Genomic DNA, 26654 nt, shown 5'->3' on the forward strand with positions numbered 1-26654 from the left:
CAGATATGGCTACCGTCCTTCGCCGCGCCCTTGGCGCTTGTGCAATCACTTTGGCCGCTCCGCTGGCCGCCCTGGTGCTTTCGGGCGCAGTCAATGCGCAGGAATCGACCAACCGCGTCGGCACGATGACGGACTGGAATGTCTTCGTCGAAAACAGCCCGAAAGAATGCTGGGGCGTTTCAAAGCCCAAGGAAACCGTCAATTCGAAAGACGGCAAGCCGGCAACGGTGCGCCGCGGCGATATCCTGCTGTTCGTCACCTATCGTCCGGGCGTGGCCCCGCAGGTCTCGTTCACCGGCGGCTATCCTTTCGCCAGCGGCTCGACCGTCAATGTGAATATCGGTGGCACCCAGTTTGAACTGTTCACCGATGGCGAATGGGCCTGGTCGGGCTCGGCTGCCGATGATGCGGCCCTGGTCAAGGCGCTGCGCGGCGGGGCCAATGCCGTGGTCAGCGCCCGCTCGGGCAAAGGCACCCAGACCAAAGACACTTTCAGCCTGCGCGGCTTTACCGCCGCAATGGATGACGCCGCCGCGCGCTGCAAATAAGCCGCAACGCCGGTTCTGATCCTGTACACGCCCCGCCGATCCGGCGGGGCGCTTTCTTTTTCCCGCGGAATCGCCTATAGCCCGGGAAAATCCCGCCAGATCGCCTGTGACAAGGCTGCATGACCCTAAGGATCTGCTATGAACGACCTTACCCCCGCCGCAGCGGTTGCTGCCCCGATCACCCAGGATGTGATGACGATTCCGCGCAAACTGCCGGTCTCGGATAAAGTGAATATTATCGGCCTGACGCGCGAGCAGCTGAAAGCCGCGCTGATCGAAGCCGGCACCCCGGAAAAGCAGGCGAAGATGCGCCTCGGCCAGATCTGGCAATGGGTCTATTACTGGGGCGCGCGTGATTTCGCGCTGATGACCAATCTCGCCAAGGATTATCGCGCTTTGCTCGAACAGAGGTTCGAGATTGCTCTGCCCGAAATTGTCACCCGTCAGGTCTCGGCCGACGGCACGCGCAAATATCTGCTGCGCATCGCCGGCGGCCATGAGATTGAAACGGTCTATATCCCGGAAGAGGGCCGCGGCACGCTGTGCATCTCCTCGCAGGTGGGCTGCACCCTGACCTGTTCCTTCTGCCATACCGGCACGCAAAAGCTGGTGCGCAATCTGACCGCGGGCGAGATCGTCGGCCAGGTGATGCTGGCCCGCGATGATCTGGGCGAATGGCCCGAGCCGGGCCAGGGCTCGACCGGAGAGCGCCTGTTGTCCAATATCGTCCTGATGGGTATGGGCGAGCCGCTCTATAATTTCGATGCGGTGCGCGACGCGATGCTGATCGTGCGCGATGATGAGGGCATTGCCCTTGGCCGCCGCCGCATCACCCTCTCGACCTCGGGCGTGGTGCCGGAAATCGCGCGCTGTGCAGAAGAGATCGGCTGCCAGCTGGCAATTTCCTTCCACGCCACCACCGATGCGGTGCGCGACAAGCTGGTGCCGATCAATAAGAAATGGAACATCGCCGAGCTGCTGCAGGCGCTGCGCGATTATCCGCGGCTGTCGAATTCCGAGCGCATCACCTTTGAATATGTGATGCTGAAGGATGTGAATGACAGCGATGCTGATGCGCGGCGTCTGGTGAAGCTGATCCAGGGCATTCCGGCCAAGATCAACCTGATCCCCTTTAATGAATGGCCCGGCTCGCCCTATCAGCGCTCCGACTGGGAGCGGATCGAGGCCTTTGCCGATATCATCTACAAAGCCGGCTATGCCTCGCCGATCCGCACGCCGCGTGGTGAGGATATTATGGCGGCCTGTGGCCAGCTGAAATCGGCAACCGAGCGGGCCCGCAAATCACGCGCCGCAATCGCGGCCGAGGCTGGTCTCGACAGCTGAGTCCCCGGACACGCAAATTCAAAAGACAAACGGGGCGGCGCTGCAAAGCGACCGCCCCGTTTTTTTCACCGGCCAGGGCTCAGAAATCCTCCCATTGCCCCGCGCCATCATCGGTTCCGGTCCGCTGCATTGGCACCGGCTTCCAGGCATCGGCCACCACCGGCACCCGGACGGCCACAGGGGCCAGGGCACGTGCCGCCTGATCCGCGCCCGCCGGCACGGTAAAACGCGCCAGGGTTTCGCTGAGCCGCGTCGGGTCATTATGCAAAGCATCGCTTGAGGTTGTGCTTTGCACCACCACCGCAGCATTGCGCTGGGTCACCTCATCGAGCTGCTTCACCCCGGTATTGATTTCAGACAGCCCCAGCGACTGTTCGCGCGCCGATGCCGCGATATCGGCGATCAGCGTGGTGACAGAATGGATCCGCTCAATCATCCGGTTAAGCGCGGTGCCGGTCTCATGCACCAGCGCCGATCCGGCCTCGACCTGTTCGGTGGACTGGCTGATCAGCCGCTTGATCTCGCGCGCCGATTCTGAGGCCCTTTGCGCCAGCGAGCGCACTTCCGAGGCCACGACGGCAAAGCCCTTGCCGGCCTCGCCCGCCCGCGCCGCCTCGACCCCGGCATTGAGCGCCAGCAGATTGGTCTGGAAAGCGATATCATCGATCACATCGGTGATCCGGGTAATCTGGCGCGAGCTTTGTTCGATCTGCTCCATCGCGGTGATCGCCCGGTGCACCACCTGACCGCTTTCCTCCGCCTGGCGCCCGTTCTCGGCCATCTGGCTATCGGCGCTGGCGGCATTCTCGGCGGTCGACTGCACACTGGCCGTCAGCTCATTCAGCGCCGCTGCGGTTTCCTCAAGCGTTGCCGCCTGGGTCTCGGTCCGGTTCGACATATCCTGGGCAATTGCATTGAATTCGGCGGCGCCGGTATCAATCGAACTGCCAATCTGGCGGATCATCACCATGGTCTCGGCCAGAATATCGACCACACCATTAAAATTGCTGCGCAATGCCTCATATCGGGAGGGGAAGGGATCCTGGGAGGGATTGGCGATCGAGGCGGTCAGATCCAGGGTATTCAGCTTTGCCAGCGATTCAGAGAGATCGCGCACCACCCGGCTCTGCTCAGCCTCGCGCCGGGTTGCCTCGGCGCTCATCGCCTCGGCCTCCTCAACAGAGCGCCGCCAGTCCTCAAATCCGCGGGCGAAAGTGCCGATCTCATCATGTCGCGACAGGGCGGGCACTTCCAGTTTCGTATCGCCCGAGCGGATCCGCTCGAGTACGACAGACAAAGCACCAAGCGGGCGCAGCAAAGCGCGGTTGGCAAAGAACAGCACCAGCGCCCCGACCAGCGAGGCAATGGTGACGGCGGCCAGCCCCTGCATTTTGGCCTGAATCAGCCCGCCGCGCAGCACCGCCTCGGGCACGAAATTGCATAAAATCCCACGCACCTTGCCATCGCTGCCAAGGATCGGAATCAGATAGACCGAATAGGTTTTGCCAAACAGCCCGGCCGGGCCGGCATAGGGTTTGCCACTCAGTAAAGCCTGCCGCGCCGGATGGTCAGGCCCAAGCGGCGACTGAACCCAGCGCTGGCCCTGGTCATTGATCAGGCTGGTGGTCAGGCGAAAGAAATCCCCGCGCGCCTCATCCCAGCGCAGAATCGAGAATTGCGTGCCGGCAACGCGGCTGGCCTGATCCACCAGGCTGTGCTCGGTGAAATTCGGTATCTGATCCCAGGTCGCCTTGCTGATATTGCCAGTGTCATCAATCTCATATTGCAGATCCGGATAGGCACTATGGGCCATTTCGGCGGTGATGCGCGAGGCCATGCGGATCAGGGCGCTCAGCCGTTCCTCCACCACTTCCTCGACCTTAATGCTCGAAAGCATCGCCCCGGCCCCGCCGACGAGCAGGAACATCAGCAGCGAGATACCTGTCAGTTTCGACACGAGGCCGAGGGAAGCGAGGCGTTTCATCGGGAACCCCTGGAGTGTGAACAATCCCCGGCAGAATCGCGGCCAGGCCTTTAAATTCGGTTAGCATTCAGAGGGTGTCTCAACTTGTCGCTATTTTGACGGCGGTACCGCCCTGCAGCCCGGGGAAAACGCGGCCACGCCCGGCGGGATCTTCCCCCCCTGCCCTGGCGCTGCTAGAGGAGGGCATGCGACAAAGCCTGACCGAGATTTATGAGGCCCGCGTGGCCGATGGCAGCCTGCGCCCGGATCCGGCGCAACGCGCTGTCCTGCCGCTGCTGGAGGAGCTGCGCCTCTGGCTCGAGACCCAGAAGCCGCGCCGGGGGGGCCTGCTGTCCGGCCTGTTTGGCAAGGCGCCGCCCATGCCGCCACCGGGGATCTATCTCTGGGGCGGGGTCGGGCGCGGCAAATCCATGCTGATGGATCTGTTCGTCGAGGCCACCGCGATCACCGAAAAGCGCCGGGTGCATTTCCATGCTTTCATGCAGGAAATCCACCACGCCATGCATGCGGCCCGGCAGCGCGGCACCGAGGATCCGCTGGCCCCGGTGGCGGCAGAGATCATTAAAACTGTCCGCGTTTTCGCCTTTGATGAAATGCAGATCACCGATATCACCGATGCGATGATCGTCGGACGGCTGTTTGAGAAACTGTTCGCCGGCGGGGTGGTGATCGTGACCACCTCAAACCGCCCGCCTGAGGATCTCTATAAGAACGGGCTGAACCGGCAGCTGTTCCTGCCGTTCATCGCCATGCTGCGCGACAGGCTGACCGTGCATGAAATCGTCAGCGCCAATGATTACCGCCAGCACCGGCTGACCGGGGCGCAGGTCTGGTTCCAGCCCGCTGGCGCCAGCCGTGGCCGGATCGATGCAATCTGGAGCGACCTGACCGGGGCCGCACAGGGAGAGGTGCTGCGCCTGCCGGTCAACGGGCGCGAGGTTGAACTGCCGCGCTTTGCCAGCGGCGTTGGCCGGGCCAGCTTCTTTGACCTGTGCTCGCGGCCGCTGGGGGCGGGGGATTTCCTCGCGATTGCCGGGGCCTGCCGGGTGCTGATCCTTGAGGATATTCCCCAGCTCTCAGCCTCAAACTATAATGAGGCCAAGCGTTTCGTTACCCTGGTCGACGCCCTCTATGAGGCGAAGGTCAAACTGATCGCCTCGGCGGCGGATGAGCCGGAACGGCTGTATCTCGAAGGCACCGGCTCTTTTGAATTTGAGCGTACCGCCAGCCGCTTGCGCGAGATGCAGGATGCGGCCTGGGGGCAGGATCAGGCCTGAGGGCCCCAGCGCGGTCTGTCGCATTGCACCGCGCTTCTGGATAGGGCAGATTGCGCCGCGATGACCGGGATATTGCGCCATCGTCTGACGACCCTGCTGGTCAGCCTTGTGCTTGGCCTGTCGATGACCGCTGTCGCCTTTGGCCATCGCGCGCCGTCAGAGCAGGAAGAGGCGCTGCGCGGCTATCTGCTTTCGGGCGGCGATCTTGGCGATCTTTGTGGCGGCGCGGGCCATCCTGGCGGTGACAGCTGCCCGCTCTGCCCGCTGGCGCAGGGCGCAGCGCCCCTGCCGCGGGCACTCGCCTTGGCAGCACCGGTCGGTTTCCGGCTGCTGGGCCGGATTATCCCGGGCAAACCCGATAGCCCACGCCCGCATGAGCGCGATCCCGCGCTCGGTGCCCGCGCGCCGCCGATGCTCTGAACTGATCCACCCGGGCGGAGCCCTTCCCCCGGAACATCTCTTCAGACATCACAGGTAAATCATATGAAAACCCGTATCCTCGCCCTTTGCGCGGCGCTTGCGCTCACCCCTTTTGCGGCGCTTGCCCATAGCTTCAGCGCTGGCGATATCGCGATTGGCCACCCTTTCATCCCCACCCCGGCCAAAGGCGCAAAATCAGCGGGCGGCTATCTCTCGCTCGAAAATAACGGCACGACCGCCGACCGGCTGATCGCGGTCGAGACCGATGCGGCAGCGAAAGCCGAGCTGCATACGGTTGAGACCGATGCCGCCGGCGTGACGAAAATGATCCATCTTGAGGGGCTCGATATCCCGGCTGGTGAGACCGTGACGCTGGAGCGTGGCGGCTATCACATCATGCTGATGGGTCTGACCCAGCCGCTGGAAGAGGGCGCACGCATCCCGGCGACGCTGATCTTCGAGAAAGCCGGCAAGGTTGCGGTGGAATTCTCGGTCGATGCGCCGAAAGCCGCCGAAGATCACAGCGGCCATTAAGCCTAGCCTAGCCTAGCCGGTGCCTGGCATGGCCCGGCACCGGCAGCAAAAGCGGCCGGGTAGCGCGCAGATTAAAAGGGGCGGATCCTGCGATCCGCCCCTTCTTTTTACCAATAAACCCGAAAGCGGATCAGGCGTGGATCGCGCCGAGACCGCAGGCCAGGGCCGCTTCGCGCACCGCTTCCGAATAGGTCGGATGGGCATGGCAAGTCAGCGCCAGATCCTGAGCCGAGGCGCCGAATTCCATCGCCACGCAGACCTCATGGATCAGATCGCCCGCCGAAGGGCCGATGATATGGCAGCCGAGGATCCGGTCGGTTTCCTGATCCACGATCAGCTTCACAAAGCCATCGGCCTGGAAGATCGCCTTGGCGCGGGCATTGCCCATGAAGGGGAATTTACCGACCTTATAGGCCCGGCCCTCGGCCTTGAGCTGCTCTTCGGTCTTGCCGACAGAAGCCACTTCCGGGGTGGTATAGATCACGCCCGGGATCACATCGTAATTTACATGACCATGCTTGCCGGCGAGCACCTCAGCCACCGCCATGCCCTCATCCTCGGCCTTATGCGCCAGCATCGGGCCCGGCACCGCATCGCCAATGGCATAAATGCCCGGCACATTGGTCTGCCAGTGCGCATCCACTTTAATCTGGCCGCGCGGCAGCATCTCAACGCCAAGCGCCTCAAGGCCCAGACCCTCGGTATAGGGTTTGCGGCCGGTGGCGACCAGGACCACATCGGCCTCGATCTCGCCTGGGGCGTCGTTTTTCTTCAGCTTCCAGGCCACTTTCGCACCATTGGCGGTGCGCTCGACCACTTCCACCGCCGCGCCGAGCACGAAGGTGAAGCCCTGCTTCTTCAGCAGACGCTGGAAGCTCTTGGCCACTTCGCCATCCATGCCGGGGGTGATCTCGTCGAGATATTCAACCACGGTGACTTTGGCGCCCAGACGCGCATAGACCGAGCCCATTTCCAGCCCGATCACACCGGCGCCGATCACCACGACCGATTTCGGGATTTTCGGCAGGCTCAGCGCGCCGGTCGAGGTGATGATCACCTCTTCATCCACGGTGATGCCGGGCAGAACGCTCGCGGCCGAGCCGGTGGCGATGATGATGTTTTTGGCGTTATGGAGCTCATCGCCCACTTTCACCTGGCCTGCCGCCGGGATCGAGCCCCAGCCCTTCAGCCAGGTCACCTTGTTCTTTTTGAACAGGAATTCGATGCCCTTGGTATTGCCCGAGACCACATCATCCTTGTAGCGCAGCATCCGCTCCCAATCGACGGTCGGATTGGCCCCCATCAGGCCCATTTTCTCGAAATTCTCCTGCACCTCATGCAGGTGATGCGTGGCATTCAGCAGCGCTTTCGAGGGGATACAGCCGATATTGAGGCAGGTGCCGCCAAGGGTCTCGCGGCCCTCAACGCATGCGGTTTTAAGGCCGAGCTGTGCCGCATGGATCGCCGCGACATAGCCGCCAGGGCCGCCGCCGATCACGATGACGTCAAAATCTGCCATGGATGGTCTCCTTGTGGTGACGAAGATCCGGGCGGTCGCGCAGTCGGATCTCCGGGGATAGTTTTAAATCGGAATTTCAGAACAGCATCTGCAGAAGAAGCAGGAACAGCGACAGCGGATCTGCAAATCCCAGGATGGGGGTGAAGGGGCTGACCACGGCCTGCATAATCAGATCCCCTGCACTGCAGGGCCGGCAAACAGTGCCACAAAGCCGATCAGCAGCGTCGCCGCCAGGCCGAGGCCCCAGATCAGCGAACGCCAGGGGGCCAGCCCCATAGCATAGGCCGGTATATAGGCCAGACGCGCAGCCAGATAGATCCAGGCTGCCCAGAGGGTCAGATCCGAGGCCTTGCCGGTGATCACAACAATCAGCACCAGCGGCGCAAAGAGCGCCAGCCCCTCAAAGCCATTGTTCACCGCGCGGCGCAGACGGCCAAGCAGGGGTGAGCCCTCAGGCATGTGATCACGCGGGCCCGCATTGGTCTTCGCCCCCAGTTCACGATTCATCTGCGCCCCGGCGATGAAAATGGCCAGAACCTGCAGCAGAACAACAAGGGTGAGAGCCGTCAGTTCTCCGCGCATCACAAAGTCCTGACGAATTCGGCGGAAGTCACATGGCCAAGCGCCTGCTGGTTTTTCAGCCAGTCCTTTGCAGCTGCCGCATCCTGGACCTCACAGAGGAACAGATATCCGCCGCTTTCCACGCTCCAGGCCTGAAGCAGGCTGATCCCGGTATCGCCAAAAGCCGGATCTGAGACATTCAGGCTGGTTGCCACGGCGCGAATAAGAACTTGTTCCATCATCTTCTCCAGTATCCCGAGGGGCCACAGCAGCCCCTGCCCGGGGGAGAAAGGCGGGCGGAGCCTGAAAGGTTCCGCCCTGCCCTGTCGCGATCAGAGATCCATCAGCAGGCGGCGGGGATCTTCCAGCGCCTCTTTGACGCGCACGAGGAAGGTCACCGCGCCTTTGCCGTCAACGATGCGGTGGTCATAGGACAAAGCCAGATACATCATCGGGCGGATGACGATCTGACCGCCCACGACGACCGGACGGTCCTGGATCTTATGCATGCCGAGGATACCCGATTGCGGCGGGTTCAGGATCGGCGAGGACATCAGCGAGCCATAGACGCCGCCATTCGAGATGGTGAAAGAGCCGCCCTGCATTTCTGCCATGGTCAGCTTGCCGTCACGGGCGCGCAGGCCCAGCTCGGCAATCTTCTTCTCGATCGCGGCAAAGCCCATCTGATCGGCATCGCGCACCACCGGCACGACCAGGCCCGAGGGCGTGCCCACGGCCACGCCCATATGGACGTAGTTCTTATAGACCACATCGGTGCCGTCGATCTCGGCATTGACCTCAGGCACTTCTTTCAGCGCATGGGTGCAGGCTTTGACGAAGAAGGACATAAAGCCCAGCTTGGTGCCGTGCTTCTTCTCGAACTGGTCTTTGTACTGATTGCGCAAAGCCATGATGCCCGACATATCGACCTCATTATAGGTCGTCAGCATCGCGGCGGTGTTCTGCGCGTCTTTCAGACGGCGGGCGATGGTCTGGCGCAGACGGGTCATCTTCACCCGCTCTTCGCGCGCCGCATCATCGGCCGGGACCGGGGCGCGCGGGATCGCCGCTGCAGCCGGGGCCGGAGCTGCTGCCGCCGCTGCCGCACCCGAGGCACCGGCAACCGCGCGGGCCACGTCTTCTTTCATCACCCGGCCATCGCGGCCGGTAGCCTGAACCGCGTCACGCGCCAGGCCCGCCTCGGCCATGGCTTTTTTCGCCGCCGGAGCATCTTCGACATCGGCACGCGCGCCCGGCTGCCCCGCTTCGGCAGCCTGTGCCGCTTTCGGTTCTGCTTTGGCAGCCGCAGGCGCCGGGGCTGCGCCCGCCGCGCCTTCGGTCACAATGGCCAGACGGGCGCTTGCACCAACGGTCTCGCCTTCCTGGGCGATGATCTCGGCCAGAACACCGGCCACCGGCGAGGGCACTTCGACCGAAACCTTATCGGTCTCCAGCTCGCAGAGCATCTCATCCTGCTTCACATAATCACCGACCTTTTTGAACCAGGTCGACACCGTTGCTTCGGAAACGGATTCGCCAAGCGCGGGAACCATTACGTCAGTCATTTTCTCTTCTCCATAGCCGCCTGCTGTTCAGGGGCATTCGTCCGGATTTCGAAATCCCCCGCGCGCAGGATACGGCGCGGGGGCAAAACTCACTCTGCCAGGGCTGCCGCAACCAGCGCCGTCTGTTCGGCCTTATGGCGCGAGGCCAGGCCGGTCGCCGGCGAGGCCGAAGCCACCCGGCCAGCATAGGAAGCGCGGGTGGTGGTGCCACGGATCCGGGTCAGCAGCTCTTCCAGCGAGGGCTCGATGAAGGACCAGGCGCCCTGGTTCTTCGGCTCTTCCTGACACCAGACGAAATCAGCCTTGCTGAAGCGCGACAGCTCGGCCGTCAGCGCCACCGTCGGCACCGGGTAAAGCTGTTCAACACGCAACAGATAGACATCGTCCAGACCACGGGCATCACGCTCGGCCAGCAGATCGTAATAGACCTTGCCCGAGCACAGAACCACGCGGCGGATCTGGTCATCGGCCTTCAGCACCAGCTCGGAATTGCCCTTCTGCGCATCATCCCAGAGCACGCGGTGGAAGGTCGAGCCATTGGTGAAATCATCGACCGACGAAATCGCCATCGGATGGCGCAGCAGCGATTTCGGCGTCATCAGGATCAGCGGCTTGCGGAAGTCGCGATGCAACTGGCGGCGCAGAATATGGAAGTAGTTCGCCGGAGTGGTGCAGTTTGCCACGATCCAGTTCTCTTCCGCCGAATTCTGCAGGAAGCGTTCCATCCGGGCTGAGCTGTGCTCGGGGCCCTGGCCCTCAAAGCCATGCGGCAGCAGGACCACAAGGCCCGACATCCGCAGCCATTTGCTCTCGCCCGAATTGATGAACTGATCGAACATGATCTGCGCGCCATTGGCGAAATCGCCAAACTGCGCTTCCCAGATCGTCAGCGCATTCGGCTCGGACAGCGAATAGCCATATTCAAAGCCCAGAACCGCATATTCCGACAGCATCGAATCGATAACCTCATACCGCGCCTGGCCGGGGCGGATGTGGTTCAGCGGATAGTAGCGCTCTTCGGTATTCTGATCGACCACGCCGGAATGGCGCTGCGAGAAGGTGCCACGGGTACAGTCCTGCCCCGAGAGACGCACCGGGAAGCCCTCAACCTGCAGCGAGCCAAAGGCCAGCGCCTCTGCCGTTGCCCAGTCAAAGCCATTGCCGGTCTCGAACATCTTCTTCTTGGCCTCGAACAACCGGCCAACGGTCTTATGCAGCTCAAAATCAGCCGGAACCCGGGTCAGCGCCGCGCCCACTTCGGCGAAGGTCTCGGGTGAGATCCAGGTCTCACCGCGCTGGTAATTGTTGAGATCCTTGCGGCCCACCGATTTCCAGCGCCCGTCCAGCCAGTCCGCCTTATTCGGCTTAAAGTCCTTACCGGCCTCAAACTCCTCATTCAGACGCGCCTGGAAGGCGGCCTTCATATCCTCGATCTCGCCTTCCGGGATCAGCCCGTCCGCCACCAGCCGCTCGGTATAAAGCTGCAGCGTGGTTTTCTGCTTGCGGATGTTTTTATACATCGCCGGGTTGGTGAACATCGGCTCATCGCCTTCGTTGTGACCAAAGCGACGGTAGCAGAAGATGTCGAGCACCACATCCTTGTGGAACTTCTGGCGGAATTCGGTGGCGATACGCGCCGCATGCACCACCGCTTCGGGATCATCGCCGTTCACATGGAAGATCGGCGCCTCCACCATCAGGGCAATATCGGTCGGATAGGGCGAGGTCCGCGAGAAATGCGGCGCCGTGGTGAAACCGATCTGGTTATTGACGATGATATGCAGACAGCCGCCGGTGCGGTGGCCCTTGATGCCCGAGAGCTGAAGGCATTCCGCCACCACGCCCTGACCGGCAAAAGCCGCATCGCCATGCAGAAGGATCGGCAGAACCGCGATCCGCTCAGCCTGGTCGCTGAACTGGTCCTGCTTGGCGCGCACCTTGCCCAGCACCACCGGGTTCACGGCTTCGAGGTGCGAGGGGTTGGCGGTCAGCGACAGGTGCACGGTGTTATCATCAAAGGTGCGGTCGGAGGAGGCACCGAGGTGATATTTCACATCGCCCGAACCATCCACATCCTCGGGCTTATAGGAACCGCCCTGGAATTCGTTGAAGATGGCGCGGTAGGGCTTGCCCATCACATTGGCCAGAACGTTCAGGCGGCCACGGTGCGGCATGCCGATCACGATCTCTTTGACGCCGAGCTGACCACCGCGCTTGATGATCTGCTCCATCGCCGGGATCAGCGCCTCGCCGCCGTCCAGACCAAAGCGCTTGGTGCCCATGTATTTCACATGGAGGAATTTCTCATAGCCCTCGGCCTCAACCAGTTTGTTGAGGATGGCGCGGCGGCCCTCACGGGTGAAGGCGATCTCTTTGCCATAGCCCTCGATCCGCTCTTTCAGCCAGGCCGATTGTTCGGGATCCGAGATATGCATGTATTGCAGCGCGAAAGTGCCGCAATAGGTACGCTTCAGAATGTCGAGGATCTGGCGCATCGAGGCATGGGTCAGGCCCAGCACATTATCGATGAAGATCGGGCGGTCCATATCGGCTTCGCTGAAACCATAGGAGGCCGGGTCCAGCTCCGGGTGATTGCTCTCATCGCGCATATTCAGCGGGTCAAGATCGGCGGCCAGATGGCCCCGGATCCGGAAGGCGCGGATGATCATCAGCGCGCGGATCGAATCGATCACCGCCCGCTGCAGCTGCGCCTCGGTCAGGTTCACCCCCTGGTCGGCGGCTTTGGCGGCGATCTTTGCCCCGGCAGCCTTGCTTTCCTTCGGGCTGGCCACCGGCCATTCGCCGGTCAGCGCCGCGGTCAGATCGTCATTCGCCTGGGGCGGCCAGTCGCTGCGCGCCCAGGAGGGGCCGGCGGCGGCGCGGCGCGCATCCTGTTCACTGTCCCCGAGGGCACGGAAGAACTCAGCCCAGGCGGCATCCACCGAATTCGGATCGGCAGCATAGCGGGCCTGAAGCTGGTCGATATAATCGGCATTGGCCCCGTCCATGAAGGAAGAAGCCTGATAGGCGGCATTAGGCGATTGGTCGGTCATGACAGGATCCTCGATCCCAGGGAGATTGCAGTGTTAATGCCGCGCAGCCGCGACATGGTCCGGGCCGGGGCCGCAAACGCCTGAACGGCAGTGCCGCAAAGCACTGCCGGACAGAAAGTTTCACGATTCCGTTGCCGGAGGAGCATCAGCTCAGCCTTTGATTGCTTTCAGCACAGCCTGGCCCAGGGTTGCCGGGCTGTCGGCGACGACGATGCCGGCGCTCAGCATCGCTTCGATCTTCGATTCCGCATCGCCTTTGCCACCGGCAACGATCGCACCGGCATGGCCCATGCGGCGGCCCGGAGGCGCGGTACGGCCAGCGATGAAACCAGCAGTCGGCTTCCAGCGGCCGCGCTTTTTCTCATCAGCCAGGAACTGTGCCGCTTCTTCCTCGGCCGAGCCACCGATCTCACCGATCATGATGATCGAGGTGGTTTCCGGATCAGCCAGGAACATTTCCAGCACGTCGAGATGCTCGGTGCCCTTGATCGGGTCGCCACCGATGCCAACCGCCGAGGACTGGCCGAGGCCCACATCGGTGGTCTGCTTCACGGCTTCATAGGTCAGCGTGCCCGAACGCGAGACCACGCCCACCGAACCCGGGGTGAAGATCGAGCCCGGCATGATGCCGATTTTGCACTGGTTCGGGGTCATGACGCCCGGGCAGTTCGGCCCGATCAGGCGCGACTTCGAATTGATGAGGGCGCGCTTGACGCGCATCATGTCGAGAACCGGAATGCCTTCGGTGATGCAGACGATCAGCGGGATCTCGGCATCGATCGCCTCGAGGATCGAATCGGCGGCGAAGGGCGGCGGCACATAGATCGCGGTTGCATCCGCGCCGGTGCGCGCCACGGCCTCATGCACCGAGTCAAAGACCGGCAGGCCCAGATGCTCAGAGCCGCCCTTGCCCGGGGTCACGCCGCCCACCATCTGCGTGCCATAAGCAATGGCCTGCTCGGTGTGGAAGGTGCCCTGCGAGCCGGTGATGCCCTGGCAGATGACTTTGGTAGCCTTGTTAACGAGAACGGCCATGCTGGCCTCCTTGTAAAGCGTTGTTTCGCAGCAGGTCCGGCGTTTCCGTCTGCCGCAATATTCCCGGGTCAGATCTGAGACGAGGGGGCGGTCGCCCGCCCCCGGTCAGTCTCAGCCCTTGACGGCCTTGACGATTTTCTGCGCGGCATCCGACAGATCATCGGCGGCGATCACATTCAGACCGCTTTCATTGATGATCTTCTTGCCCAGCTCGACATTGGTGCCTTCCAGACGGACCACCAGCGGCACTTCCAGACCAACTTCCTTCACCGCAGCAATCACGCCTTCGGCGATGATATCGCAGCGCATGATGCCGCCGAAGATATTCACCAGGATGCCTTTGACATTGGGATCCGAGGTGATGATCTTGAAGGCTTCGGTGACTTTCTCTTTGGTGGCGCCGCCACCAACGTCGAGGAAGTTTGCCGGCTCAGCACCATAGAGCTTGATGATATCCATGGTTGCCATGGCGAGGCCTGCGCCATTCACCATGCAGCCGATCTCACCATCGAGCGCGATATAGTTCAGATCGAATTTCGAGGCGGCGAGTTCCTTCGGATCCTCCTCGGTCTCGTCGCGCAAAGCTGCGATATCGGGGTGACGGTAGATCGCATTGCCGTCAAAGCCCATTTTCGCATCAAGCAGCTTGAGGCCGCCCTCGGTGGTCACCACCAGCGGGTTGATCTCGAGCATGTCCATGTCTTTGTCGATGAACAGCCTGTAGAGATTGCGCACGATGCCGACGCATTGCTTGATCTGCGCGCCCTTCAGGCCCAGCGAGAAGGCCACGCGGCGGCCGTGATAATCCTGGAAGCCAGCCGCCGGATCGACCGAGAAGGAAACGATCTTCTCGGGGGTCGAATGCGCCACTTCCTCAATATCCATACCGCCTTCGGTCGAGGCGACAATCGACACCCGCGAGGTCTGGCGGTCAATCAGCAGCGCCAGATAGAGCTCACGCTCAATATCGGTGCCTTCTTCGATATAGACACGGTTCACCTGCTTACCAGCCGGACCGGTCTGAATGGTCACGAGGGTGCGGCCCAGCATCTGGCGCGCGAATTCAGCGGCTTCCTCAACCGATTTCGCCAGGCGCACACCGCCCTTTTCGCCGGCTTCCGCCTCAACGAATTTACCCTTGCCGCGACCGCCTGCATGGATCTGCGATTTCACAACCCAGAGCGGGCCGTCCATCTCGCCGGCTGCAGTCTTGGCTTCCTCAGCTTTCAGGACGATCCGGCCGTCAGATACCGGAATGCCATAAGAGCGGAGAAGCGCCTTGGCCTGATATTCGTGGATATTCATGGGGCGGTTTCCCGTGTTCGAAGCTAAACTCTGCGACCTTCTGCCACGATTGCCCCGATATAGCCAAAGCTTTCATGGCCTGCCGCAAGGAAAGCAGCGGATTTTCGCACTTTGTGATCACGAATTTTAAAACTGTGATCACAAGTCTCAGACCTGTGATCACTCCCCCCTTCGTCAGGCTGGCCCGAAAGCCTCGGGGCCCTTGATTCGAACCGGGTGTTTTCAGTTGAAAAACACTGCAATCATCAGGGCATCGCCCTGCATCATCCGCTCAAATTCCGACCAGGCCTGCCCCGACATCAGCGGGCCTTTTTCTGCATAGGGCAGCAGCGCCTCGCCCTGGATCATACCGATCAGATCAATCGCCGGAGCGTCATCGAACAGCTTCTTCAGATTGATCCCGGCCTCGGCCCCATAGCGCCAGTGCGGGATCAGCAGCGCGCCGTTCAGAACCTGCTCGGCCTCGGTCAGAACCGCCTGCCAATGCGCGACCGTGCCCTCAGGCAATGCGATCCCCAGCGCCGAGACCTGGGCCTCATTCGGCACCCATTCGCGGTCATTATCGCTTTCAGCCAGCACCAGCGGCCAGAAGCGGCGATTGGCGCTGATCATCTTCAGGAAATGATCATGCGCCGCTTTCGCCAGCGCGGGATCAGGCTTTTGCTCCATCGCCCTGAGCAGGATGGTCAGCCGGTCGACCTGTTTGCCAAACAGCATATCCCAGGCATTATCGGGCTGGCTCTCACCCCAGAGCGCATAGATCTCTTTGCTGGCGTTAACGATACGATCGGTCGCCGGGCCGGGGTCATAGGCCTGGATCGTGGTGGCAAGCCCGGCCAGCAGATGGGTATAGGCCTCAAGCCAGGCGGCATCGGCACTGTCAAAGCGGATCACCAGTTCACCGGGCTTTGGCTGCCAGCTGCCGCCAAAGCCAAGCGCCAGACCGGCCACTGTCACCAGATCCTCTCCGGCATCGCGGCCGCCGCTGGCATTGATGTCAAACCACAGATCGGCCAGATCGATTTCAAGAGCGAAATCAGCGCCCTCTGCGGGCAGGGCCTGACGCGCGCCCTCCATATCCGCGATGATCCCGCCCAGCAGCGCGGTGATATCCGCGCCCCTGATCTCGCGGGCCTCAGGATTGGCCGGGATCGGCAGGCGCAACACCGGCAGCTCGGTCCAGTCGGCCTCGAGCCCGACCTGCCAGCGCAGCTGCAGCGCCCGCTCAACCGCACCGAGGAAACGGATCCCGGCGAGGGCAAACTGCTGATCCGCCGCAGGGCTGGCCACGGCGGCCAGCCCGGCCCCGGTCGTGGCCAGTCCCTGCGCCCCGATCTGGCGTGACAGATCCAGCGGATCGGCCAGGGCGAGGCCGGGCAGCAGAGCAAGAGCGGTGGCAAGCAGAATACGGCGCATCAGGAAATCCCCTGCATATCATCAGCTGCGGGCGAGGATGCGGGCCTGGGGAAGAGGCGTCAAGTCAGGTAAGCCCGGGGAGGGCTGCCCCCTCAGACCCCCGGGATATTTATGGACAGATGAAAAGGCGCGACAGCTTTGCCCTTTATCTGTCTGAGAATATCCCCGCCGGAGGCAAAAAGATCTCAGCCGGGGCGCGGCGTCAGAACCGCAAGCGCCTGGCCGCGCGGCAGGAGATCCTCACGCCAGCGCAGCGCGAAACCCGCCGCATCCGCATCGGCCTCAACCGCCGCCGCGCTGCGGTGATAGGGCGGGCGCGCCGCATGAGTGACCACGCCATCACGCTGGCGAAAGCCGCCCTCATGATCATCGGGGGCGAGAAACACCGTCATCAAGAACCGGCGCAGCTTTGGGCAGGCGGCACGCAGCGAGACCAGCGCCGGGCGCAGCCCGGCGGCCGGGAGATGGGTAAAGACGCCCCAGCATAAAGCAAATGTGGTGTCAGCCCGGACCCCGGGAAAGGCGAAGGCGCTGTCCTCAATCAGGTCATCAGGCGAGAGCCTGGCCCGCGCCTGCGGGCTCAGCTCCTGCTCATAGCCGCGCAGCATCAGCGGGCGGGAGGCATCGGTGCCCTGATAGCGCCCCGGCTCCAGCCAGGGGATCAGCCGGTGGCCAAGGCGCAGACAGCCCGCGCCGATATCGAGAAAATGATCCTGCCGCTCCAGCCCCTCATCGAGGATCACCTGCATCTGATGCAGCGCGGTTTCCTCCCAGCGGCCACCAACGATATCGCGGTGCTTACCGCGCGCCAGGGCATCCTCATAGAAGCCGGGCTTAAGATAGGGCGAGGCGAGGCTCATTTTGCCGCGCGGCTCACGATGCCCTGCATCAGCGCCACCCCCTGGGCCATATCCTGCAGGCTGACCCATTCGAGCGGGCCATGGATATTCTGCATACCGGTGAAGAGATTGGGACAAGGCAGGCCCAGCTCGGTCAGGCGCGAGCCATCAGTGCCGCCCCGGATCGGCACCGAGACCGGCTCAAGCCCGATATCTTTGGCCGCCCTGTGCGCCAGTTCGACCGGGGTCATATCCTGCTCGAGCCAATAGCGCATATTGCGGTATTGCGGGGTGATCTCGCAGCTGATCTCAGCGCGCGGCTCGGTCGCGGCAATCGCCTCGCAGATTTTGCGCAGCATCGCGCCCTTAGCAGCCAGTCCCTCGCGCTCAAAATCGCGCAGGATCAGCTGGATCTCGATCTCGGAGGAGCCGCCGGTCATCTCGACCGGATGGATAAAGCCCTCGCGGCCATCGGTGACCTCGGGCTGCATCGTCGCCTGGGGCAGAGCCGCGATCAGCTTTGCCGCGAGATTGATGGCATTGACCATCTTTCCCTTTGCCCAGCCGGGATGGATCGAAACGCCTTTGATCCGGATCACCGCGCCATCGGCCGAGAAGCTTTCATATTCGATCTCGCCGGGATTGGCGCCGTCGAATGTATAGGCGAAATCGGCGCCGATATCAGCGGGCAGGCGCGGATCGACGCCGCGGCCAATCTCTTCATCGGGGGTAAAGGCGAGGCGGATTTTGCCGTGCCGGGGCTGTTCCGCGATCAGACGGCGCGCCGCCGCCATGATGATCGCAATCCCCGCCTTATCATCAGCGCCGAGCAGAGTGGTGCCCGAGGCGGTGACGAGGTCATGGCCGATGCGCGCGCTCAGAGCGGGGGAATGTTCCGGCGTCAGGCTGAGCGCGGGATTATCGGGGAAAGAGATGGCATCGCCATTATAGCCCCGGATCACCCGCGGCTTCACCCCGGTCGCATTGAACTGCGGCGTGGTATCCATATGGGCGAGGAAGGCAATGACCGGCCCCGGGGCAGTGGCCGGGATCGTCGCCAGCACCACGCCGTAATCGGTCAGCCGGATATCGCTGGCGCCGATCTCTTCCAGCTCGGCCAGCAAGAGCCGCGCCATATCCAGCTGAACAGCGGTCGAGGGCTGGCTGTGGCTTGCGGCATCGCTCTGGCTGTCGATGGCACAATAGCGGGTGAGGCGGGCCTCAAGCTCGGAGATCAGATCAGACATCGCGCATATCCGTTTGGCAGAGATGAGAGGGGGCGCTGCCCCCTCACCCCCGGGATATTTCAGGACAGATGAGCAGGATCAGTCCTTTTTGCGCGCCGCTGCTGCGGCTTTCATCCGCTCGAGCAGGGCATTTTTCTTATCGGCCTCGGCCGCTTTACCCTTAGGCGCGCCACGGCGCGTCAGGTCCAGGGCGTGATGGCTGTCTTTGGCCGGTTTCTGGGCGCCGGATTTGGAATAGTCCATTGCGGATTTCCTTTCAGTATCTGGGATCTGGATTGCCCGAAACGGGCGGCGGGGGCAAGGGTCTGGCCAGAGGCGGCAGGCAGGGGTCAGCGGGCCCGGGGAATGCGCAGCCCATAGCGCATGGCAATCAGCCGGATGGCAATAGTCAGCCCGGCCCCGGCGCAGGCAGTCAGCACGATCGGCCAGTTCAGCGCATGACCAAGCACCACCAGCCCGCCTCCGGCAGCGGCGGCCACAGCATAGACCTCTTCGCGCAGCACGCGCGGGATTTCGGTGACCAGCAGATCGCGCAGCATCCCGCCACCGCAGGCCGTCAGCACGCCGATCAGACAGGCCGCCGCCGGAGAAAGGCCAAAGGCCAGTGCCTTGGAAGTGCCGGCCACGGTAAAAACCCCGAGGCCAATCGCATCCATCAGCATCACCGGGCGATTGGCGCGCTCGATCAGGCGGTGGAAGAAGAAGACCGTCACCCCGGAGGCAAAGGCCGAGGCCAGATAAGAGGGTTCGCGCAGCATGGCAGCGGGCTGATCGCCGATCATCATATCGCGGATCGCGCCCCCGGCGGTGGCCGCCGCCGTGGCCAGCACGATGATGCCGAACAGGTCGAGATCGCGGCGCACCGCCAGCATCGCGCCGGAGAGGCCGAAAATATAGATCCCCACAATATCGAGCCACCAGACCAGATGGCTGTAATCCGCGGCGAGCCAGTTCATCCCATTCCCCACCAAAGCTGCAGCCTATCCTGTCCTGTCAGCAAGGAAATGAGAAGCGCGCGCCTTCCCCAGAGGGAAGACGCGCGCCATGTTCATCAGATCCTAAGATCTGTGCCGCTTATGCCAGCGAGGAATCGATGCCTTTGCAGGCCGCGACCAGGCCTTTGACAGCGTCGATCGACTTGTCGAGCATGGCTTTTTCTTCATCATTGAGCTTGATCTCAACCACGCGCTCGATGCCGCCCGCGCCGATCACGGTCGGAACGCCGACATACATGCCGTCGAGGCCGTAAGCGCCTTTGACATAGGCAGCGGCCGGAAGCACGCGCTTCTGGTCTTTCAGATAGGCTTCCGCCATCTCAATCGCCGAAGCCGCCGGAGCGTAGAAGGCCGAGCCGGTTTTCAGCAGGCCAACGATCTCGGCGCCGCCGTCACGGGTGCGCTGCACGATGGCGTCGAGCTTTTCCTGGGTGGTCCAGCCCATGGCGACGAGGTCGGGCAGGTTGATGCCGCCGACGGTCGAGTAACGGGTCAGCGGCACCATGGTATCGCCATGGCCGCCAAGGACGAAGGCCGAAACATCGCGCATCGAAACGCCGAATTCCAGCGACAGGAAGTGACGGAAGCGCGCCGAATCAAGCACACCAGCCATGCCGACGACTTTCTCATGCGGCAGACCCGAGAATTCGCGCAAAGCCCAGACCATGGCGTCGAGCGGGTTGGTGATGCAGATCACGAAAGCGTTCGGCGCGTATTTCGCAATGCCTTCGCCGACCGATTTCATCACTTTGAGGTTGATGCCGAGGAGGTCATCACGCGACATGCCCGGCTTGCGCGGCACGCCTGCGGTGACGATGCAGACATCAGCGCCGGCGATATCTTCATAGGAATTGGCGCCTTTCAGCGCGACGTCAAAGCCTTCGACCGGGCCGCATTGTGCGAGGTCGAGGGCTTTGCCCTGCGGCACGCCTTCAGCGATGTCGAACAGGATAACGTCGCCCAGCTCTTTCTGAGCTGCGATATGGGCGAGGGTGCCGCCGATCTGACCTGCGCCGATAAGGGCAATCTTGGGACGTGCCATGGGAGTCTCTCCGATGATGGGTCGCGGAAGGGTTTCGAGCGTGGCCTAATCCCATAAAGCCGCTGTGTCCAGCGGCCCGGGCCCCTTGTATGCCGTTGTATGCAGGAATTATCCTGCTTCCGTCCGGCGCGAGTGCAGTTTAGCGGTAACACCATCCCTGGCAGAAAAGGCTTAAAAATGGAGACGCCTGAATTCTGGGCCGTGGCAGTGATCGCAGCCCTGCTGGTTGGCCTCTCCAAGGGCGGATTGCCGATGCTCGGCTCGCTGGCGGTGCCGGTGATGGCGCTGAGCATTTCACCGGTTGTCGCCGCCGGATTGCTGCTGCCGGTCTTCGTGGTCTCGGATATGTTCGGCCTCTGGGCCTGGCGCGGTTCGTTTAACGCCCGGGTGCTGCGGATCGTGATCCCCGGCGCAGTGGCCGGCATTGCCATTGGCTGGGCCACGGCAAGCTATGTGCCCGAGGCGGCGGTGCGGCTGCTGATCGGGGTGATCGGCCTGGTCTTTGCCGCCAATGCCCTGCTGCGCCCCGGCAGTGAGGGGTCGCCGCGCGAGGCGAAGGTGGCCCCTGGTCTGTTCTGGGGCACGCTGACCGGCTTCACCAGCTTTGTCAGCCATTCCGGCGCGCCGCCCTGGCAGGTCTATACCCTGCCGCTGCGGATGGAAAAGACCATCTTTGCCGGCACATCGACCATTGCCTTTGCCATTATCAATGCGGTGAAACTGCTGCCTTATTATGCGCTTGGCCAGCTGGGCACCGGCAATCTGAAACTGGCGGCGCTGCTGACGCTTCCTGCGCTGGCCGGGGTCGCGCTCGGGGTCAGGCTGACCCGCCTGCTGCCGCCGAAGCTGTTCTTTCGCCTCGTGATCTGGGCGCTGCTCATCATTTCGCTGAAGCTGGCGTTTGACGCCTCGGGCGAACTGTTCTGGTGAAAGGGGCTGAGATTGCCCCGGTCACCCCTTCGCTGATGCCTCACAGAATTAACGGGGGAGAGGCATCGGCTGATGCCTCTCCCCACCAGACCTGCGCCGGTTTGACGGAGGGAGAACCGCCCGGTCTGCGACGAGGCACGCAGACCATTCCGGAACGTGAAGTTCAGGCCTGGAATCTCTGGCCCTGGGATCTTCTGCCGGTCAGCCTGTCCGGGTCAGCCTCTCCTGACCGGGCAGCGCTGCGGCTCTGAGGGCAGATCCGGACCTCCCGGCCTTCCGCCCCTCAGACCTGGCAGGTCGTCAGACCTTATCAATCGTCTTTTTTACGCCATCCTTGGCCTTGCCAAGCGCCTGCTGCGCTTCACCTTTCAGCTCCTGGCGGGCGCCTTCGGCCTGCAGCTTTTCATTGCCAGTGGCCTTGCCAACCGCCTGTTTCACATTGCCGGTAACTTCGTTGGCGAGACCTTTGATCTTGTCACTGGTGCTGCTCATGGCAAACTCCTTCTGAAAGATGTGATCACCGAAGCGGGTGACTGATTGCCCGGGGAAACGCCGCCGCTGCGCCAGAGGTTCCCCGCCGCCCGAGGCCAGGCAGCGCCAGGCAGTAAATCCGGCGATATCCGGCCGATGACGCAGCGTCAGCCGGGCCAGCAGGTCAGGCCAGGCCGCCACGATGCGAGATTTTTCTGCATTGCGGCAACTGAAGCCTTGCCGGAAGCGTCAATTTCGTGCTTTGAGACGCAAGATTATTTCAAAGGAATCCGCCATGACCCGCCCCTGCCGTTCGGTCCTGTATATTCCCGGCTCGCGGCAGCGCGCGCTTGAGAAGGCACGCGAGCTGGCCTGCGATGCAATCATCTTCGATCTCGAGGATGCGGTGGCGCCCGAGGAAAAACAGGCCGCCCGCCTGTTGCTGACCGGGGTTCTGGCCGGAACCGATTACGGCAACCGGCTGAAAGTGGTGCGGATCAATGGCTTTGACAGCCCCTGGGGCCGCGAGGATGCGGCAGCCCTGGCGAAGGCCGTCAGGGCCGGCACGCAGATCGATGCCATCCTCGTGCCCAAGGTAAACAGCCCTGCCGATCTCAATGCTGTGGCCGAGCTGGCGCCCGGAGTTCCGCTCTGGGCGATGATGGAAACCTGCCAGGGCATGCTGAATGCCGCCCCGATCGCTGCCCATCCGGCGCTGCAGGGCATGGTGATGGGCACCAATGATCTGGCGAAAGAGCTGGGCGCGCGGTTCCGCGCCGACCGGTTGCCGATGCAGGCCGGGCTGGGGCTGTGCCTGCTGGCAGGCCGGGCGCATGGTCTGATGATGATTGATGGCGTCTATAACGCCTTTAAGGATGAAGCCGGACTGCGCGCCGAATGCGAACAGGGCCGCGATATGGGCTTTGATGGCAAGACCCTGATCCATCCGGCGCAGCTGGCGATTGCCAATGCGGCCTTTGCCCCCTCGCCCGAAGAGCTGGATCTGGCCCGCCGCCAGATCGCGGCTTTTGAGGCGGTTGCGGCAGAGGGCGGCGGCGTGGCGGTGGTCGATGGCCGGATTGTCGAGAATCTGCATATCGTTACCGCCCGCGCCCTGATCCGTAAGGCTGAGGCAATCGGCGCTCTGGAAAAGTGAGGCAGAAGCGGGCAGGAAGAGCCCTGACCCCCTCGTAAATCACCGGAGCCTGTCGCCATGGTCCTTTTGCTTCTCGGCCTGATCCTCTGGATCGCCTCTCATCTGATGATCCGCCTTGCCCCGGATCTGCGCCAGCGCATCGGCGGCAAGGCCGGTACGGCGCTGCTGAACCTGGCGGCGCTTGCGCTGATGATCTTTGGTTATCGCGCCTATGAGGGCAGCTTCTACTGGGGCCGGGATCCGATGCTGACCGGCATCAATAATCTGCTGGTGCTGATCGCGGTCTATTTCGCCGCCGCCCATGGCATGAAAACCGCCCTCGCCCGGCATATCCGCCATCCTCTGCTCTGGGGCGTGGTGCTCTGGGCGGTGGCGCATCTTCTGGTCAATGGCGACACGCCCTCGTTCCTGCTGTTTGGCGGCCTGCTGATCTGGGCCCTGCTGCAGATGGTGGTGATCAGCCGCGATGAGGGCCCCTGGATCCGCCCCGCGGCTAAACCGGCAAAATTCGAGATTTTCGCCCTGCTCGGCACGGTTCTGGTTTTCGGCGGCGCAGCCCTCGTGCATAAAGCCCTTGGCTATCCGGTCTTTGGGTGAACTGCATGAAACTCTATCGTTTTCTTACCGAGGATGACACTGCCGCCTTCTGCCACAAGGTCTCGGCCGCGCTGGCAAAAGGCTGGGAGCTTTACGGCCCGCCAACCTATGCTTTTGACGCCTCTAACGGCGTGATGCGCTGCGGTCAGGCGGTGGTGAAAGAGGTCGAGGGTGACTATTCGCCCGATGTGAAACTCGGCCAGCACTAAGGGGCAGAGGGGGCCAGCCCCCCGGCCCCTGACAGGGCCTCCCCCGGTTGTTTTCCACCAGGCAGAAGCTGCTCTGGCATATAAGGGGGGAGGCCGCGATGAAAACCAATCCGGGCCGTTATTTCGAAGATTATCAGCTCGGCGAGGTGCTGCGTCATGCGGTACCGCGCAGTATTGGTCCGGGCGAGCGGGCGCTTTATCACGCGCTTTATCCGGCGCGGGCTGCGCTCTATTCCTCGGATGAATTTGCCCGCGCCTCTGGTCTGGCGGCCAGCCCGCTTGATGATCTGATCGCCTTCCACACCGTCTTTGGCAAAACCGTTCCGGATGTCTCGCTGAATGCGGTGGCCAATCTTGGCTATGCCGAGGGGCGCTGGCTGAAGCCGGTCTGGCCCGGCGATACGCTGCGCGCGGAATCCGAAGTAATCGGGCTGAAAGAAAATTCGAACGGCAAATCCGGCGTGCTCTATGTCCGCACCCGTGGCTTTAACCAGCATGATGAGGTGGTGCTGGAATACAGCCGCTGGGTGATGGTGAAAAAGCGCCGCGATGTGCCGGCCGCTGATCCGGTGGTGCCGGAGCTGAAAAAAGCCGTGGCCGCCGCCGATCTGGTGGTGCCGGAGGGGCTGGATTTCAGCCGCTATGATTTCGCCCTGGCGGGGGAGCCGCATCGCTGGGGCGATTATGCCATCGGCGAGAAAATCGACCATATTGATGGCATCACCGTGGAAGAGGCCGAGCATATGCTGGCCACGCGGCTGTGGCAGAATACCTCGAAAGTGCATTTCGATGTGACCCAGCGCGAGGATGGGCGGCGGCTGATCTATGGCGGCCATGTGATCAGCCTGGCGCGCACCCTTTCGTTCAATGGCCTCGCCAATGCGCAGATGATCGTGGCACTGAACGGCGGCGCCCATGCCAATCCCTGTTTCTCGGGTGATACGGTCCGGGCCTGGTCGGAAGTGCTCGACAAAGCCGAGACCCCTGCCCCCGGCGTCGGCGCGCTGCGGCTGCGGCTGGTGGCGGTCAAACAGGGCGCGGCGCCCTTTGCCCTGAAAGGCGAGGATGGCAGATACCTGCCCGAAGTGCTGCTGGATCTGGATTACTGGGCGCTGATCCCGCTCTGACCCGCCCCGGCCGGCACAACCTGTGCTTGTTATACATCTGTTCAACGGCTTATTACGCGGATGTAGAATAAATCTTGCGCGACGCAGCTGCCTCGCTTCAGGCTGGTTCAGCCACCTGAAGCGAGGAGACAATTATGTTGAAGCAACAGTACATTTGTGGCCTGGGGGCCGCGTTTTTTTGCAGCCTTATTCCGATCACCGGCGCAGCCGCCCAGGAGCTGAATCTCTATGGCGGGGCCGCGCTGGAATATTACACCAAAAATGACGACGGCCCCTCCAAAACCGATCTCAACGGCTATCTGGAGCTGGATTACAACGGGCTTTACGGCGGGATCTGGGCCGAGCTGACCGACTGGGACGATTCCAACGAGATCGATCTTTACTTCGGCTATCGCGGCGAAAGCGGCCAGATTTCTTACGATCTCAGCTATTATTACTATGTCTATCCTCAGGTGGATGACGCAGATTATGGCGAGATCGTCCTCGCGCTTGGCTATAATGCCACCGACACATTCGGCATCGGTTTTGAGGTCTATCACGACCCCGAAAGCGGCAATGGCAGCGCCTATATCAACCCCTGGATCACCGCCGGCGATAAACTGACTTTCGATATCTACTGGGGCAAATATGACGAGGGCTTGGGCAGCTTCTCTGAATGGGAAGCCGGGGTGAAATATGCCCTGTCGGATGAGGTCAGCCTCGGCCTGCGTTATTATGATGGCGAGGAATATGACGATTATATCCGGCTGCAGCTGGCCTGGGATACCACCCTCTTCACCCGATAACCCTGGCCTGCCAGCCCGTAAGACGCTGAGACCTCGCAATCTCTGGCTGTGATCCCAGGCCTTCAGGGGGAATCACAGTCAGACGCTGCGCCTGTGATCACAGCGCCGACACATGTGATCACATAAATAGTAAAAATTGATCCGGGAGACCGGGACGGTTTGCAAATGCGGCATTGCCCCTCGTGACTCGGCTGATAAAATCGCTATGACCAGCGATATATCGAAGCGCGCTCTATCGGAACGCTCAGTTCTCGGCGGACCCGGAGCAGAGCTCAGCCAGCGACGAAGGGACTGAAGATGTCTGCACCAAAACGGGTCGAGCGGCCCCTTTCCCCGTTTATGATCGGCCCCTATTACCGGCCGCAGATCACCTCGATCTCATCGATCATGGTTCGCATCACCGGCATCGCCCTGATCGGCTCGATCGCGCTGATCACCGCCTGGATCTTTGCCGCGGCCGTGTCGGAAGATCTGTTCGCCTGCGTGAACTGGCTGGTCACCTCCTGGCTCGGCACGCTGATCTTTGTTCTGTCGGCCTGGGCGGCCTGGTATCACCTGCTGGGCGGGCTGCGTCACTTCCTGTTTGACGCCGGCAAGGGCATGGAAATCGGCACCGCTGAAAAGCTGGGCCTGCTTATGTTTGCCGGTGCCACGGTTCTGACCGTGCTGACCGTCATCGTCGCTATCTTCTGAGG

The 26654-nt window shown here is 62.3% G+C and carries 26 protein-coding genes and 1 pseudogene; 12 read left to right on the forward strand and 15 right to left on the reverse strand.

From position 1 onward, the window contains the following. Positions 1-5 precede the first annotated feature (5 nt). Together H0485_RS01435 and rlmN are read left to right on the forward strand one after the other, a co-directional pair. Positions 6-548: an invasion associated locus B family protein gene (locus H0485_RS01435; protein ID WP_226933542.1), complete on the forward strand. Its 543-nt coding sequence runs from the start codon at positions 6-8 to the stop codon at positions 546-548. A 138-nt stretch (positions 549-686) separates the two neighbouring features. Further along, entirely contained in the window at positions 687-1892 is a 1206-nt protein-coding gene (gene rlmN, locus H0485_RS01440) for a dual-specificity RNA methyltransferase RlmN (RefSeq protein WP_226933543.1), read from the forward strand. 79 nt (positions 1893-1971) lie between these two features. Here the strand turns inward: rlmN and H0485_RS01445 are convergent, their stop codons facing one another. Continuing rightward, a complete protein-coding gene (locus tag H0485_RS01445; protein ID WP_226933544.1) occupies positions 1972-3876 on the reverse strand; it encodes a methyl-accepting chemotaxis protein in 1905 nt (634 codons plus the stop codon). 185 nt (positions 3877-4061) lie between these two features. On the opposite strand from H0485_RS01445, the gene zapE reads away from it, so the two are divergent. From zapE to H0485_RS01460, 3 genes are all read left to right on the forward strand, one after another. Continuing rightward, positions 4062-5153, forward strand: coding sequence for a cell division protein ZapE (gene zapE / locus H0485_RS01450; RefSeq protein ID WP_226933545.1), 1092 nt, complete (start codon positions 4062-4064; stop codon positions 5151-5153). A gap of 60 nt (positions 5154-5213) precedes the next feature. After that, complete coding sequence (locus H0485_RS01455; RefSeq protein WP_226933546.1) at positions 5214-5573, forward strand: hypothetical protein; 360 nt, start codon at positions 5214-5216, stop codon at positions 5571-5573. Positions 5574-5636: 63 nt separating this feature from the next. After that, complete coding sequence (locus tag H0485_RS01460) at positions 5637-6107, forward strand: copper chaperone PCu(A)C (protein ID WP_226933547.1); 471 nt, start codon at positions 5637-5639, stop codon at positions 6105-6107. A gap of 130 nt (positions 6108-6237) precedes the next feature. On the opposite strand, the gene lpdA is transcribed toward H0485_RS01460, so the two are convergent. From lpdA to mdh, 13 genes and pseudogenes are all read right to left on the reverse strand, one after another. Then, a complete protein-coding gene (lpdA, locus tag H0485_RS01465) occupies positions 6238-7626 on the reverse strand; it encodes a dihydrolipoyl dehydrogenase (protein ID WP_226933548.1) in 1389 nt (462 codons plus the stop codon). Positions 7627-7794: 168 nt separating this feature from the next. Then, positions 7795-8208, reverse strand: coding sequence for an MAPEG family protein (locus tag H0485_RS01470; protein ID WP_226933549.1), 414 nt, complete (start codon positions 8206-8208; stop codon positions 7795-7797). Next, positions 8208-8426 (reverse strand): hypothetical protein, encoded by a 219-nt coding sequence (locus H0485_RS01475; RefSeq protein WP_226933550.1) that lies wholly within the window; start codon positions 8424-8426, stop codon positions 8208-8210. The genes H0485_RS01470 and H0485_RS01475 overlap by 1 nt, the downstream gene beginning before the upstream one ends. Positions 8427-8519: 93 nt before the next feature. Beyond that, positions 8520-9770 (reverse strand): annotated as a pseudogene (odhB, locus tag H0485_RS01480) (2-oxoglutarate dehydrogenase complex dihydrolipoyllysine-residue succinyltransferase); the annotation flags it as partial. Positions 9771-9841: 71 nt separating this feature from the next. Continuing rightward, entirely contained in the window at positions 9842-12805 is a 2964-nt protein-coding gene (locus tag H0485_RS01485; protein WP_226933551.1) for a 2-oxoglutarate dehydrogenase E1 component, read from the reverse strand. A gap of 150 nt (positions 12806-12955) precedes the next feature. Then, the gene (gene sucD / locus H0485_RS01490; protein ID WP_226933552.1) at positions 12956-13840 is read right to left on the reverse strand and encodes a succinate--CoA ligase subunit alpha; all 885 of its coding nucleotides are present in this window, start codon (positions 13838-13840) and stop codon (positions 12956-12958) included. Between the two features lie 111 nt (positions 13841-13951). Beyond that, positions 13952-15145 carry an ADP-forming succinate--CoA ligase subunit beta gene (gene sucC, locus H0485_RS01495; RefSeq protein WP_226933553.1) on the reverse strand — a complete coding sequence of 398 codons (1194 nt, stop codon included), beginning with the start codon at positions 15143-15145 and terminating at the stop codon, positions 13952-13954. 222 nt (positions 15146-15367) lie between these two features. Next, the gene (locus tag H0485_RS01500) at positions 15368-16561 is read right to left on the reverse strand and encodes a hypothetical protein (protein ID WP_226933554.1); all 1194 of its coding nucleotides are present in this window, start codon (positions 16559-16561) and stop codon (positions 15368-15370) included. A 185-nt stretch (positions 16562-16746) separates the two neighbouring features. Continuing rightward, positions 16747-17421, reverse strand: coding sequence for a class I SAM-dependent methyltransferase (locus H0485_RS01505; protein WP_226933555.1), 675 nt, complete (start codon positions 17419-17421; stop codon positions 16747-16749). Next, a complete protein-coding gene (gene pepT / locus H0485_RS01510) occupies positions 17418-18647 on the reverse strand; it encodes a peptidase T (RefSeq protein WP_226933556.1) in 1230 nt (409 codons plus the stop codon). Before pepT ends, H0485_RS01505 begins: the two co-directional genes overlap by 4 nt. Before the next feature lie 78 nt (positions 18648-18725). Continuing rightward, positions 18726-18890, reverse strand: coding sequence for a hypothetical protein (locus H0485_RS01515; protein ID WP_226933557.1), 165 nt, complete (start codon positions 18888-18890; stop codon positions 18726-18728). Positions 18891-18976: 86 nt separating this feature from the next. Continuing rightward, entirely contained in the window at positions 18977-19603 is a 627-nt protein-coding gene (locus H0485_RS01520; RefSeq protein WP_226933558.1) for a trimeric intracellular cation channel family protein, read from the reverse strand. Between the two features lie 118 nt (positions 19604-19721). Then, a complete protein-coding gene (gene mdh / locus H0485_RS01525; protein WP_226933559.1) occupies positions 19722-20684 on the reverse strand; it encodes a malate dehydrogenase in 963 nt (320 codons plus the stop codon). Positions 20685-20861: 177 nt separating this feature from the next. Between mdh and H0485_RS01530 the strand changes: the two genes are divergently transcribed. Then, the gene (locus tag H0485_RS01530; RefSeq protein ID WP_226933560.1) at positions 20862-21614 is read left to right on the forward strand and encodes a sulfite exporter TauE/SafE family protein; all 753 of its coding nucleotides are present in this window, start codon (positions 20862-20864) and stop codon (positions 21612-21614) included. Positions 21615-21914: 300 nt separating this feature from the next. Here H0485_RS01530 and H0485_RS01535 read toward each other — a convergent pair whose 3' ends face one another. Then, positions 21915-22106: a CsbD family protein gene (locus H0485_RS01535; RefSeq protein ID WP_226933561.1), complete on the reverse strand. Its 192-nt coding sequence runs from the start codon at positions 22104-22106 to the stop codon at positions 21915-21917. Between the two features lie 274 nt (positions 22107-22380). Between H0485_RS01535 and H0485_RS01540 the strand changes: the two genes are divergently transcribed. The 6 genes from H0485_RS01540 to sdhC all read left to right on the forward strand — a co-directional run bounded on the left by H0485_RS01540 (position 22381) and on the right by sdhC (position 26652). Then, complete coding sequence (locus tag H0485_RS01540) at positions 22381-23241, forward strand: HpcH/HpaI aldolase/citrate lyase family protein (RefSeq protein WP_226933562.1); 861 nt, start codon at positions 22381-22383, stop codon at positions 23239-23241. A gap of 57 nt (positions 23242-23298) precedes the next feature. Next, positions 23299-23838, forward strand: a complete 540-nt coding sequence (locus H0485_RS01545) for an NnrU family protein (protein ID WP_226933563.1) — start codon at positions 23299-23301, stop codon at positions 23836-23838. A gap of 5 nt (positions 23839-23843) precedes the next feature. Next, positions 23844-24047: a DUF1737 domain-containing protein gene (locus tag H0485_RS01550; protein ID WP_226933564.1), complete on the forward strand. Its 204-nt coding sequence runs from the start codon at positions 23844-23846 to the stop codon at positions 24045-24047. Positions 24048-24145: 98 nt separating this feature from the next. Continuing rightward, complete coding sequence (locus H0485_RS01555) at positions 24146-25174, forward strand: MaoC family dehydratase (protein WP_226933565.1); 1029 nt, start codon at positions 24146-24148, stop codon at positions 25172-25174. Between the two features lie 134 nt (positions 25175-25308). Further along, positions 25309-25959, forward strand: a complete 651-nt coding sequence (locus H0485_RS01560; protein ID WP_226933566.1) for a TorF family putative porin — start codon at positions 25309-25311, stop codon at positions 25957-25959. A gap of 297 nt (positions 25960-26256) precedes the next feature. After that, positions 26257-26652 carry a succinate dehydrogenase, cytochrome b556 subunit gene (sdhC, locus tag H0485_RS01565; RefSeq protein WP_226933567.1) on the forward strand — a complete coding sequence of 132 codons (396 nt, stop codon included), beginning with the start codon at positions 26257-26259 and terminating at the stop codon, positions 26650-26652. Positions 26653-26654 lie beyond the last annotated feature (2 nt).

Source organism: Pseudogemmobacter faecipullorum, from assembly GCF_020539525.1.
GTDB classification, from domain to species: domain Bacteria; phylum Pseudomonadota; class Alphaproteobacteria; order Rhodobacterales; family Rhodobacteraceae; genus Pseudogemmobacter; species Pseudogemmobacter faecipullorum.